The 11,631-nt window shown below is 61.4% G+C and carries 14 protein-coding genes and 3 pseudogenes; 8 read left to right on the top strand and 9 right to left on the bottom strand.

The annotated features are described in order from the left end of the window. Positions 1–369: thiamine pyrophosphate-dependent enzyme (locus tag JQ586_RS39340; RefSeq protein WP_409411050.1), on the top strand; the 369-nt coding region annotated here is incomplete at its 5' end. Beyond that, positions 362–511: a hypothetical protein gene (locus tag JQ586_RS39335; protein ID WP_212400005.1), complete on the top strand. Its 150-nt coding sequence runs from the start codon at positions 362–364 to the stop codon at positions 509–511. The genes JQ586_RS39340 and JQ586_RS39335, both read left to right, overlap by 8 nt. A 374-nt stretch (positions 512–885) precedes the next feature. On the opposite strand, the gene JQ586_RS39330 is transcribed toward JQ586_RS39335, so the two are convergent. The 7 genes and pseudogenes from JQ586_RS39330 to JQ586_RS39300 all read right to left on the bottom strand — a co-directional run bounded on the left by JQ586_RS39330 (position 886) and on the right by JQ586_RS39300 (position 6,688). Continuing rightward, positions 886–1,041 (bottom strand): hypothetical protein, encoded by a 156-nt coding sequence (locus JQ586_RS39330; protein WP_212400004.1) that lies wholly within the window; start codon positions 1,039–1,041, stop codon positions 886–888. A gap of 387 nt (positions 1,042–1,428) precedes the next feature. Continuing rightward, a complete protein-coding gene (locus tag JQ586_RS39325; RefSeq protein WP_212400003.1) occupies positions 1,429–1,629 on the bottom strand; it encodes a hypothetical protein in 201 nt (66 codons plus the stop codon). Positions 1,630–3,224: 1,595 nt separating this feature from the next. Next, the gene (locus JQ586_RS39320) at positions 3,225–3,674 is read right to left on the bottom strand and encodes a type II toxin-antitoxin system HicB family antitoxin (protein ID WP_212400002.1); all 450 of its coding nucleotides are present in this window, start codon (positions 3,672–3,674) and stop codon (positions 3,225–3,227) included. A 578-nt stretch (positions 3,675–4,252) separates the two neighbouring features. Continuing rightward, a complete protein-coding gene (locus JQ586_RS39315) occupies positions 4,253–4,594 on the bottom strand; it encodes a hypothetical protein (protein ID WP_212400001.1) in 342 nt (113 codons plus the stop codon). A 188-nt stretch (positions 4,595–4,782) separates the two neighbouring features. After that, positions 4,783–5,893: pseudogene (groEL, locus tag JQ586_RS39310) on the bottom strand (chaperonin GroEL); the annotation flags it as partial. A 1-nt stretch (position 5,894) separates the two neighbouring features. After that, positions 5,895–6,289, bottom strand: a pseudogene (locus tag JQ586_RS39305) (IS110 family transposase); the annotation flags it as partial. 171 nt (positions 6,290–6,460) lie between these two features. Continuing rightward, positions 6,461–6,688, bottom strand: coding sequence for a hypothetical protein (locus JQ586_RS39300; protein WP_212400000.1), 228 nt, complete (start codon positions 6,686–6,688; stop codon positions 6,461–6,463). A gap of 48 nt (positions 6,689–6,736) precedes the next feature. On the opposite strand from JQ586_RS39300, the gene JQ586_RS39295 reads away from it, so the two are divergent. The 5 genes from JQ586_RS39295 to JQ586_RS39275 all read left to right on the top strand — a co-directional run bounded on the left by JQ586_RS39295 (position 6,737) and on the right by JQ586_RS39275 (position 8,570). Then, positions 6,737–7,072 carry a hypothetical protein gene (locus JQ586_RS39295; protein WP_212399999.1) on the top strand — a complete coding sequence of 112 codons (336 nt, stop codon included), beginning with the start codon at positions 6,737–6,739 and terminating at the stop codon, positions 7,070–7,072. A 201-nt stretch (positions 7,073–7,273) separates the two neighbouring features. Then, complete coding sequence (locus JQ586_RS39290) at positions 7,274–7,729, top strand: Hsp20 family protein (RefSeq protein WP_212399998.1); 456 nt, start codon at positions 7,274–7,276, stop codon at positions 7,727–7,729. 85 nt (positions 7,730–7,814) lie between these two features. Next, positions 7,815–8,135, top strand: a complete 321-nt coding sequence (locus JQ586_RS39285) for a hypothetical protein (protein ID WP_212399997.1) — start codon at positions 7,815–7,817, stop codon at positions 8,133–8,135. A 34-nt stretch (positions 8,136–8,169) separates the two neighbouring features. Next, complete coding sequence (locus JQ586_RS39280; protein ID WP_212399996.1) at positions 8,170–8,394, top strand: hypothetical protein; 225 nt, start codon at positions 8,170–8,172, stop codon at positions 8,392–8,394. Beyond that, positions 8,394–8,570: a hypothetical protein gene (locus tag JQ586_RS39275; protein WP_212399995.1), complete on the top strand. Its 177-nt coding sequence runs from the start codon at positions 8,394–8,396 to the stop codon at positions 8,568–8,570. The genes JQ586_RS39280 and JQ586_RS39275 overlap by 1 nt, the downstream gene beginning before the upstream one ends. A gap of 782 nt (positions 8,571–9,352) precedes the next feature. Here the strand turns inward: JQ586_RS39275 and JQ586_RS39270 are convergent. Together JQ586_RS39270 and JQ586_RS39265 are read right to left on the bottom strand one after the other, a co-directional pair. After that, a complete protein-coding gene (locus JQ586_RS39270) occupies positions 9,353–9,559 on the bottom strand; it encodes a hypothetical protein (RefSeq protein ID WP_212399994.1) in 207 nt (68 codons plus the stop codon). Between the two features lie 540 nt (positions 9,560–10,099). Beyond that, a complete protein-coding gene (locus JQ586_RS39265; RefSeq protein ID WP_212399993.1) occupies positions 10,100–10,687 on the bottom strand; it encodes a recombinase family protein in 588 nt (195 codons plus the stop codon). Between the two features lie 533 nt (positions 10,688–11,220). Between JQ586_RS39265 and JQ586_RS39260 the strand changes: the two are divergent. Then, positions 11,221–11,442 (top strand): annotated as a pseudogene (locus tag JQ586_RS39260) (glycosyltransferase family 4 protein); the annotation flags it as partial. Positions 11,443–11,631: the final 189 nt, after the last annotated feature.

Below are 11,631 nucleotides of genomic sequence, written 5' to 3'. Positions count from 1 at the left end.
CTCAATCAGGTGACGTGGGAACAGCGCGTCATGGAAGGCGACCCGAAATTCAATGCCTCGCAGCAGATCCCCAACGTACCCTATCGTCGCTTTGCAGAGCTGATCGGCCTGAAGGGACTCTTTGTCGACCATCCTGACCGGCTTGGCCCTGCCTGGGACGAAGCCCTGGCGTCTGACCAGCCCGTGGTCCTCGAAGTCAAGACCGACCCCGAGGTCCCGCCGCTGCCACCGCACATCACGCTGCAGCAGGCCAAGAAGTTCACCGAAACGCTGGTCAAGGGAGATCCTCGCGAAGGCAACGTCATCACCGGGACTGCGCGCCAGGTTCTGGAATCCATTCTGCCGGGCCGTGATCGTGGCGATGCCTGAGACATATGGCGCAGCACCGATCGAAACGATCCACGCCGCGGCCTATCGCGTTCCGAACGACCGGCCGGAGGCGGACGGCACGCTGGCGTGGACCTCGACGACCCTCGTCGTCGCCTATGCCAGTTCGGGCAACTCGGCGTGACATATGCACATGCCTCCGTCGTGGCCGTGATCAATGACCTGCTGGCTCCCGTCATTGCCGATCGCGACTCTTAGTCAGGACGGCGGGCCGCGGCCTCCTGGGTGCGGTGCCAAAGCTCGATGTCGTCCTTCTCTCGAGGGTGAAGCAGAAGCGCTCCCAGGCGGCGCGAAAAAGCCGCTTGGCCTGCTCGAGATCTGGCGCCGTGCTGTGTGGGCATAGGGCTGTTGGGGCAGGGGCACCGTGATGGACCAGAGAGGATGGTGCGCTCGTCAGATTTGCGGATTCGACCGATCGTTCGCCCTTCGAAGATCACGGCGTAGTCGTCAGCGAGAAGCTCGCCGGCGATCACCGTGGGTCGGAGGGCGAGGTCCATGTCAGCTCTTGGCGATGTATACCTTGTAGCCGCGCTCAGTGAGGAATTTCGAGATCATGCCGCCTGGGGTGACAAAGCCGGCGGCCTTCTTCAGCTCGGTGCATTCGTGCAAGCCTTGGGCGTATCGCTGCTGGTCTAGGCCGCGCATATCGACCACCGGGGGCTCGTAGGCAGAATTACGACACCGCGCCCGTGCAACTACGGTAAAACCTTTAGGAATCGGGAAAAAGTCCCACGTGGGTGTATCAAGTCCAGCATGGACAAAGTGGAGTTCGTGTACGTCGGCGTGGTCGTGGCATCCTTCGTCCTGCTCGTCGTCGGCATAATTTTGTTTCTGTCAACCTGACAGGAGCTGAGCGTCCGGGAGTTGTGCCCATTGTGGTACACAGCAAAACTAGCCTTCGGCTCTGGCGTCTCCCCGCGGCGCTGGGGCCGTGTGTCCAACATGGACGAGCTACCTTTGGTCTCAGCGCTAACGTCCACCCGCGCTGGGACCGCTCTTTTGGCAGGTAGTGCATGGAAGAGGCCGCAAACCGACGCGGGCTCACTCTGCGGCATCCAAGCGCTTTTTGTCTCTTATGGCTTTGTGGATTAGCTCCGAGTTCTTTGCCATCTGGTCGTAGCTCGCCGCAGCGCGGAGCAAGCCGGCCCTAGCTCCTTTGTCCTCGCAGTTGTCCGCCTTGGCGCGCATCTCTTCGGCGCGCTTGCGGAAGTGCTCAGGAGGGAAGCTGCGTTCGATGCCCACGTTTTCACACCAGCTCACTCTTGCACAAGGGAATGAGGTCGTAATGGGAGCGCCCCGCGAATGAATCGGGCGCCGGCGGGCGGAGAAGCTCCTGGCTTCTCAGAAGCAGTTCAGTGCTGCGCGCGATCGCCCTGCGACCGCTAGTTCTAAGCTCGTCCAGGTGAGCGCGAAATACTATCGGCGGGCAAGTCCAAGCAGGGTCGGTGATCATGACAGCCTCCGGTACGCGCGTAACTGTGCCGACGCTACACCCGCTTCGTTCCTTGGTAACGGAAATTTGCGCGGCAGTGAGGTTGCGTAGCGCGTGCTCATCGAATCGACTCTTCGGATTTCATTTCGTTCCCATGGACTTCATTACCCGGTAGGAACGAACTTCAGCCGTAAAAAGAGGCGGGACCGCCGACAGTTAGAGCGGGCGGCGATCCCTGATCGCGCGGCACGCACGGCGACATGGCAAATCCGCGCGACTGATGACAGGCCAAGGCTGAAGTTGTTCGGGACAGCCAGCGCCGGCCGCGCGCAGCGAGACCTCGGCTTGGGGGGCCGGGGTTGAGGTCTCGCCGTCGTGGTAGTTGGGGTTCTCAGCCTTGGAGCGAACTGAGGGCATCATCGAACTCCCTTTACCGTCGCCCGTCAATGAGCATGGTGTGCCGCTAGACGAGCGCCGCAACCTTCAGCGCCACGAGGCCGGCGAGGACGACCAAGCAGATGCCGCAGACGACCGCCATGAGCCAGAACTGATCCATCTGATCCATGATCGCCCAACAGGCGATGGTCCGCGTTGTTCCTCCTTGCCTTCCAGCCGGAGCAGCCGCACCCATAGCGATCAATGGTTACCTGTCCGGACTGGAGTACACCCGCCCCGGGTGACGGGCTCCATGCACGGCCCGGGCACTGCCCGCGCGCCCGCGCGCGGCGGGCCCTCACTGGAGCCAGCCCACCCTTGATCTGCATCAACGGTGTCGTATTGGACGCGTTCAACGTCCGAGCATGCCAAGGCAGGGGGTTGATTGGATCGCTGTCCTCGGGTTCGCCTCAATCGCGGTTGCGGCGTTGGCCCTCATTGCGCTTTTCGTGCTGCCCTGAGCGCCGTGTCCACCGACGTTACCGTGGCACAAACTGCACTTTCAACGGGAAGGTCCCGGACTTAGGCTTGGTTAGGCTCGCCAAGTGGGAGGTGTGCCATGGCTGAGATTCTCGTGCGTGCCGGCATCATCGTTTTGGGGCTATGCCCCGTCGCGCTGACGGCCGCCGCCTTGCTCCTCTGAAAACTGCTCAAGAACCTGAAACCCCAAGGTGGGGCCGCCCGTAACTTGGCAACCGGACGGCCCCTGCCGACTACTTCCAATTGCCCTGCGTCAACAGAAGCCATGGCCGGCGTGCCAATTACGGGACGCCGGCCAATTGGTTTCATGTGACTATGCAGTCTGCGCCAGTGAACTTGTTCCATTTTGGTTATGTCAGACCGGCACAAACTGCATAGCATTCAAGAACTGCATACTCGTCCCGTCCGTTGTCGAAAACGGAGACGCGAATGCCGCGATATTTCGTCGACATCAGGGTTGCCAGCACCAAACCTCACGCCAAAGAGCGGCCTAGGTTGGCATTTTGCTGAACATTACCTTGATATCGGAAAGTCGGAGCTTTCCATCTCGGGCTTGCTGATACTGGCCAAGAACGTGCAATTGACGCGCTGCGATGGCGTCAGCGAGTTGCGTCCGGTTTTCACCTTGATCCAATCCTGGAGTGGGCTCCGGCACCGGGCGCCCCATCTCGTTTGCGGCCTTGATCCAGCACACAATTGCGTCCTCAACGTTCACGAAGGCTTCTTGGAGAGTTTCTCCATCAGACATGCGCAGCGGGCGCCCCATCTCGTTCGCGGCCTTGATCCAGCACACAATTGCGTCCTCAACATTCGCGAAGGCTTCTTGGAGAGTTTCTCCGTCAGACATGCGCACTGGAACATCGGCAACGAGAGTCACAAAGCCACTGTCCGCAGGGGGCAATCGCCTGATCGTGACAGGATACTCAATCGGTCTGCTCATTTGAGCCCCTCCTGACCGCTTCGAAGTGCAGGCCAGAGCAAATCTCTAGGAAAAGAAGCGGCCCCGTGAACGCTCGGACAAGCGCGGGGCTCCAGAATAGATTGGTACTTTCCCGATCGTAGGCCCGGCCGGATTGCCTTGCATCGTCTCTGATGGAGTATCACTTCAGTGATAGGAGCGGTCCTGACTCGATGTCGAGCCGCCTTCACCCGAAATCTTGCTCAGCTTCAGCCAGTCAAATTTCGCGAGATCGGTTTCGTGTTCTCCTCGCTCACGATCTTGCTGGATCGCAGCTATCATACTTTACCAGGACAGGGCGCTGACTGTCACCGTACCCCCTGTCGTACTCGATTAACCCTGCCTGAGCTCGTTTCCGCCTTATTGACTGATCAGCCGCTCCAGTCTCCTCCCGCTCTCCCGGCCTCTGCATAGCGTGCAAACGACCCTCTACGTTGGGATCGCCCACCGACCAAGGCCGTCCGCCTCGAAATGCCGCGGGGGCGGAGCCCTGTCGCCATCGAGTTTGCGCCACGCTGCAAGAATGTCGGCGAGCCGTCGGCCCTCGCGGTGATCGGGGTTCAAGAGCCGATCGACGGTAGCTCGCGTGGTGCCGGCGCGAGCCAGCATGACGGCTTCTGCGGCGGCATCAGCGTATCGACCTTCGACGCGCTGACGCCGGCGTTCCATTTCATCAATGGCATCGAGTCGAGATGGGGAATCGGCGGAACGGCAATCTTCTTTTCGAAGGCGTCGGCCGAAACAGGTTTGGCCGGCACACGATCCATTCCCCAAGCTGCCAGCGACGGCAGCAGAAGTATCGCGGCCATGGACAGCGTGAGTACCCGTCGGAGCAGGCGTTGCGCGGGGACCCTCTGGGATTTCTCCGGCCGAGCGGAGATAATGGTGTGATCGGCGATCATCTCATCCTCCTATCGTTCGAAAAAGACTGATCCAGGCGATCGTGGCGCAACTCATGGTGAACATCAGCCGGTGCACGACCGCCGCTTCATCTCGACGCGACCTTCGCTGAAAATTCCTGCTCATCTGAAACCTCCCAATATCGATGTGTCCTTTCCTGAGTTCGAGGCGTGGATCCCGTTGCGCCAAACTAAAAGTCCATGGGCGGCGCGGCCGGGGCTTCCGACTTCTTAGCTTTCTCGACGACGAGCGCTTCGGTAGTGATCAGGAGGGCGGCGAGCCGCGGCATCCTGCAAGGCCGTGCGAACGACCTTGGCCGGGTCGATCACGCCGGCCCGCACCAGATCCTGGTACTCGCCCGTTGCGGCGTTGAAGCCCCAATTGTAGTCGCGCTTCTCGACGATCTGGCGGGCCGGCATCTGAATCGCGCGCCGTACGATGTCGACGCCGGCTTTTTGGTCGGCGTTGGCGGTCTCGACGCGTTCAAGCGCCTTAAGCGCGCGCAAGAGTGCCACCCCGCCGCCCGGTAGGATGCCTTCTTCGACCGCTGCACGGGTCGCATGCATCGCATCGTCGACGCGATCCTTGCGCTCCTTGACCTCGACTTCGGTGGCGCCGCCTACCCGAATCACGGCCACGCCGCCGGCGAGTTTGGCAAGCCGCTCCTGCAGCTTCTCGCGATCGTAATCCGACGTGGTCTCCTCGACCTGCAGCTTGATCTGCGCGACGCGCGCCGCGATGCCTTTCCTGGCGCCGGCGCCATTGACGATGGTCGTATTCTCCTTGTCGATCACGACCTTCTTGGCCCGGCCGAGCATGTTGAGCGTAACATTCTCGAGCTTGATGCCGAGATCTTCGGCGATCATCGTTCCACCGGTTAGGATCGCGATGTCCTCCAGCATCGCCTTGCGCCGATCGCCGAAGCCCGGCGCCTTGACGGCTGCGATCTTCAGTCCGCCACGCAGCTTGTTGACGACCAGCGTCGCCAAAGCCTCGCCTTCGATGTCCTCGGCGATGATCAGCAGCGGCTTGGCCGACTGCACCACCGACTCGAGCAGCGGAAGCATCGATTGCAGTCCGGAGAGCTTCTTCTCATGGATCAGGATGTAAGGGTCTTCGAGCTCGGCCCGCATCTTCTCGGTATTGGTGACGAAATAGGGCGAGATATAGCCGCGATCGAACTGCATGCCCTCGACCACCTCCAACTCGGTGTTGAGGCTCTTTGCCTCCTCGACCGTTATGACACCCTCATTGCCGACCTTCTGCATGGCTTCGGCGAGAAAGCGACCGATCTCAGTATTGCACCAATTGGCGTCCGAGTTCGGCGGCGCGGACGCGAATGCTACGCCAAGCTTCCAGCATCGGCAGCACGATGGATGCAAGTCCGTCCTGATCGGCAAGAAGGCTCCGCACGTTCTTCTCGAAGGTGCTTCCCTTTCCGGCGGGAACAAGCAGACCGAAGGTTTTCATACACCGCGGATCTGGTTGGAAAGTTCGGTAGTGATTTGGACTAGCCGCGTCCGCGATGCGACAAGCGTGCGGGTCAGCATGCTGCCGAATCCCTTCACGCGCACCTCACGAAAGAACCCGACTTCCGCAAGCTGCGCCAGACCATCGGCATCGTTCGCGTCCGTCTTATTCGTTGCCATATCGAGCGCCGCTTTAGCATGGCGTGCATCGATGCAGATCGGAGACAGCGGCATAGGCAGAGCGGTCGCCATCGCGTCCCGACCGTCGAACGCAGCGATCTGCTCCCAGTGATGCTCTTGTCGCTCGGCGGCGTTTTGTTGTCGCTGTTCCTGATCTATGGCGGCATCGACGTCTCGTCCGCGCTGCTGGCCGCGTCCTAGGGGTAGAACAAACGATCCTCACAGCCTCGATCGGGCCGCAGCACGCCTGGCGGGGTCAGGATTCGGTGCTTGGCCCGCCCAGTGGAGAGCGACGGGACGCCGCATCTGCCTCGACTCCAGCCTGGTCAACGTCCGATCGATTTCCTCGAGTTCGAGCTCGACGACAGCAAGCAGCCCCGGTTCCGCATCTTGCCTGCGGTCGAGCAGCGTCCGCTTGCGTTCGAGCAGTTCGGCGATATCGCGCATGGTAGCTCCGAAGCGTCGCCCCCGGAGATTTCCCGGAACAATGCGTTCATGACCGCGATGTTCCCGACGGGCCGTTTCGATCTTCGGCGTCCGTGCTCTTCGGCAAAGGCTGGCGAAGCTGCCGCCGAATTCGAGAAGGAGCAGAAGCGGCGGGAGGCCGAGCGCCGGCGGGAAGAGGTCGCTCGCGAAAGGGATCTGAAGCGGCGCGAGAAGGTCGGCGAAAGCTCACGCGGCGCTGGACAAGGCCGAGCGCGAGACGCGAAGAAGGCGGCCGACCTTCAGGCCGAGGCCGGGACCGTCGAGAAGAGCTCCCGCGCCGAGGACGGCCGCTGGGAAAGGGAAAGAGAGCGTCTGCAGGCCGCCGTCCGCTGGGCGCGGGACTGATCCGGCAATGGCCGGTTTACCATTGCGATTTCTTCAGCAAAAAAATTGCGTCGGGGGTCTTGAATTTTTTTGCGATCTGCCGAATTTTCTCGGCGTCGCCAAAAAGGCGATCGGGATGCCGTCAGGGTCCCGCCACGTGAGACGGGCACCGGTCGTGTCCGGTGCCGCTCGTAACCATTTTGCTCTCAGGAGGATCTGGCTATGCGCACTGTAGATTTTTCGCCCCTGTTCCGGTCGGCCATCGGCTTCGACCGTCTTTTCGACCTCGCCGAAGCTGCCCAGCGCGTGGGCGAGGAGAGCTATCCCCCCTACAACATCGAACGCCTCGACGAGAATCGCTTCCAGATCTCGGTCGCGCTCGCCGGATTCACGCCGGACGAGGTCGCGCTGACCCTAGAGCAGAACGTGCTCACGCTCGAAGGCCGCAAGAACGAGAAGGAAGGAAAGACCTTCCTGCATCGCGGCATCTCGGCGCGCAGCTTCAAGCGGCAGTTCACGCTCGCCGACCACGTCGAGGTCAAGGGCGCACGCTTCGAGAACGGCCTGCTCGTCGTCGACCTGGTGCGGGAGATTCCCGAGGCGATGAAGCCGCGCCGCATCGAGATCAATGGTGCCGCCCCGAAGAACGTGACGCAAATCGAAGCCAAAGCCGCCTGACCGGACAAAGCGGATAGGATCGATCTCCGGCCGCGCGGGTCATTCCGCGCGGCCCCCCAACTCGTCTCAGAAACGGAGGCAAGCCATGCGGCCGACGTCCGCTATTTACGACAACGTAGTCGATCTCCATGCTCTTCTTCATCCCGGCACCGCGTTCGAACACCCGCGCGACGTGGTCTGCCATCCGAACCTCAGCTTTTCCGAGAAGCGCGCCATCCTGGCCTCATGGGCCTCGGATGCGTCCGCGATCGCATCGTGCCCGTCGCTGCGCGCGCCCGAAGGGCTGAAGGCGCCGGTCGCCATCGACGAGATATTGGAGGCGCTGTGCGCGCTGGATGGCGATCCCCGGCCGCCTGGTGGCAAGCCCATGCGGCTGCGATCGATCGAACGGCGTGCGGCGGCCTGAAATGCAGACTGTCCGACCGTCACGAGGGACGACGATGTTCGAACAAAACTTGGCTCGTATCCGTACCCACCGCAACAACATCCACCGTTATCGGAGACTGCTCCTCACAGAGTTGTCCGATCTCGAACGTGATTTCATCGAGAGGCGGATGGCCGATGAGCAGGCCGCTCTCGATGCTCTGGTTGCCGAGATATTCCCGGTGACATTTCCCCTTCCGAAAGAGCCATCGTCGGCTTCCTCGGGCATGGGGGCGGCGTAATGGGCGACATTCGAGACCTGCTGATCCACGGCAGCAAGAAGGTTATCGGCCACTATCGCCTGCTGCTGGCGAGCGCGAAGGACGACGAGGAGCGCGAACTGTACAGAACCCGGATCGAGCGTGAGCAGCGGCTTCTGGATGAACTTCAGGGCTTACCGGATAGGTTCGCGGCATGACCTGTCGGATGGGGGACGATCGGTTCGCGGCGTTCGACATCGTGCTGTAGCCGCGCGGACGCCGCAGGTGGAAATGGTCTGTTCGTACTTCCGACGGACATGTCGTCATGTGCGGCTCGGAATGCAGTCGCGGGGGCGCGGAGCGCGCGCTTTTTCTCCTGCTGTGCGCCCGTCGATATAGAGGTGATCCTGTGTCGCGACCAACGTCTGGAAGCGCCGGACGGGCTCGCGATGGGAATGTCAGAACTTCAGCGCTAGCGGCGCTGATCGTGCACGACGCCGTAGGTGATCTGAACGGTCAGATTCGCGGTCGACGTGCCGGCCTGGGCATTCGATAACCGGACGCCAGGGCAACCAACAGTGCGACGGCTCCTGCTCGCGCAGCCTGCCCGATTTGTCGCTTCAGCCAATGCTGAAAAGGGCCGGAGGTTGAGTTCATCGGCGAGATCAACGAGAATGAGTGAGCAGTCAAGCATGCAGCATTCAGCGTGACTGACGATCCAGTTCCTGCAAATAGCTGAGCGCATAGACGGTCAATTGGCCTGCATCTTCGATACCTTGGTCGGCCAAGCGCTATCCGTTTCAGACGCGGAACCAGATCTTGGCCGCCGGGTTCCGCAGAAAGTTCGGCTCGAGTCGGGCTCACTTCTGGGCGGCACAGGCTCCAGATCGTCCCATTCCTCCCGCCGCGCAATCGGTGGCGATCCCAGAGACAAGCAATCCGCCTCGCTTGTCACTGTGGGCGCAGACGAATGGTCTGTGCTTGATTTACAGCCCCTAATTCAATGGATTTCAGGCGCCGGTATCATCTCGATGACGCGCGAATTTTCATCGCGCACTGTAACAGAGCGTCCGGTTTCCGAAGCAATCTTCTGGGCAGCTTTCATGGCGGCACGCTCATCAGTGTATTCGAGCACGATGACACTGCCCTTTCCCGAAAACGCGGCTGGGTTCGACACGGTGAGAATGATCAACGGTACTTTGTTCACTGCGAATTTCGGTCAGTCGCACGATAGTCCCATAAAATGGGGTCCCCTGAGTAGCTCCGCATTCAAATAGGTTAAGCAGTGAGGTCGTGTGGGGAGTACGTTAGGAACGACTGCCCTTGGCGTCTGTTTCTCGCACTCGTCATGCAAATGAGGAAGCGCACATGAAGTTTGGAAGGATGATTTTAGCGGCCGCATTCATCGTCGGTTCGGTTGCCACAGCGTCCGCGCAAGGCGCCGGTGGAGGAGGGGCCGGAGGTGGCGCAGCTGGGGCTGGAGCCGGTGGAGGTAGCGCCGGAACTGGAGCCGCAGGGACGAGCGGTGCCAATGCTGGCGGAGCCAACGCTGGAAGCGGCGCTGGAGGAGGCGGCGGATCGCGTGCAGCGGCCAAGGGCCAAGGTGCGTCCAGCAGCTCCCGCTCGGCTTATGCGGCTACGGGGCGCCATCACCGCCACGTTCGTTAGAACGCGCAGCGGCGGCGCTGATGTGCTGGGCCGGTTGCGCCCGGCACTCAGCTCGTTGTGCAACCTCGGGGAACCTACTTCACGCGTCTGCGTCGGCGGCCTCGAAAGGGGCGCGGTACCCCGGCGCCAGGCGCGAGATCATGCTGATATCGACGGCATAGGACTTGGCGATTGACGCCAGGCTCTCACCGGCAGCCCGGCGCTTCACCGCTTCCTCGCGCTGATAATCGGAGAGTTTTGGCTTGCGGCCGAACTTCTTGCCTGCCGCCATGGCGCGCTTGCGGCCTTCACCGGTGCGCTCCCGGATCAAGTCGCGCTCGAACTCGGCAATCGCTGCCAACAGCGTCGAGACAAGCCGGCCCTGGCTTGAGGTGGTGTCGAATAGCGGATCCCCGAGCGAACGGAATGCCGCACCGGCCTTACCGATGCGCTCAATCAAGTCCAGGAGCTCCCTGGTGCTGCGGCCGAGCCTGTCGAGCTTGGTGACCAGGACCACGTCATCGGCCTTCAGTGCGGCCATGAGCTTCGCCAGCTGCGGCCGATTGGCGCGCGCGCCGCTGATCTTCTCCTGGAAGATCTTCTCCGCGCCAGCGGCTTTCAAGGCCTCGAGCTGCCCCGTCAGATGCTGGCCTTCAGTCGAAACCCGCGCATATCCGAGAATGGTCATTCGCATGCTCCATTTCGCAAATAACTTTTGCAAGCTCTAACACCATGAAATTTCTTGTCTAGCTTTTACTTGTAAAACTTAGAAGTTTTGCAAATAGGACCTCAGCGCCATGTGGTCGCCCGCGGTGGCTCGGTCAGCTTTGCACTCAGGGGCTCTTGTCGGGGTACCCCGCAGGCGGAATTGCCAATTGGGCACCTCGGGCCGAGAGCTGGGCCGCATCCTGCTCCCGTGCGCTGAGGCGATTATGAAGGGAATACCAACTAGCGAAGCGGTCATTACCGTCGCCTTGTTGGTGATCTTCGCACTCGTGATTTGGTTTGGCGCCATGCCCTAAGCTGGACCGGCGCGGACAGGCGGGATGCAATGGTCATAAAACCTTGGCCCGCTTCGTGCATGCTCATCCGAGCCAGGATTTTGCCACGACCTTCCTGGGGCTGGACCGACGCCGCCCGCATCTGATTTCAAGCGGGCGGCGTTGCTGTGTAGGTCATGAGTTCGCTGTCCGGCCTTGCCCGTGCTGGGGACGCGGGAGCCGCCTCTCGAAAGAGAAGGGGCCTGACGATGCCATCCGCATCGCGCGCGCCGCGCGCATGCCGCTGCGCATAGCCGCGAAAATTCCGCGTGCGGAAACCGCCTACTTCAAGATCCACATCGAGCCGCACGTGGACGGCGAGAACGTCAAGCTTATCGGAGAGGTCGATGATGCGAAGAAGCAGCCTTTCCTCGGTGGTGCCGCGGCCCTGCTGTTCCCGATCGGGCGGGTCCCTTCCTGTCCAAGCTTCCCTCCCGGATGGAAGACATGAAGGACATTCCGAAGCTGGGCTACGCGACGCCTCGCGAGGGTCTCGCGGAAAAGTTTCACATGAGTGCTGATTCCGCTCGATGTCGCCCACGATTCCGGAATGATCTCGCCCACCGTTCCGATTTGATGTCGCCCGCCATTC

It is taken from the genome of Bradyrhizobium jicamae (genome assembly GCF_018130215.1).
GTDB lineage: Bacteria > Pseudomonadota > Alphaproteobacteria > Rhizobiales > Xanthobacteraceae > Bradyrhizobium > Bradyrhizobium jicamae_A.
Note: the sequence above shows the minus strand (reverse complement) of the source record. Positions and strands in the feature narration are given on the sequence as shown.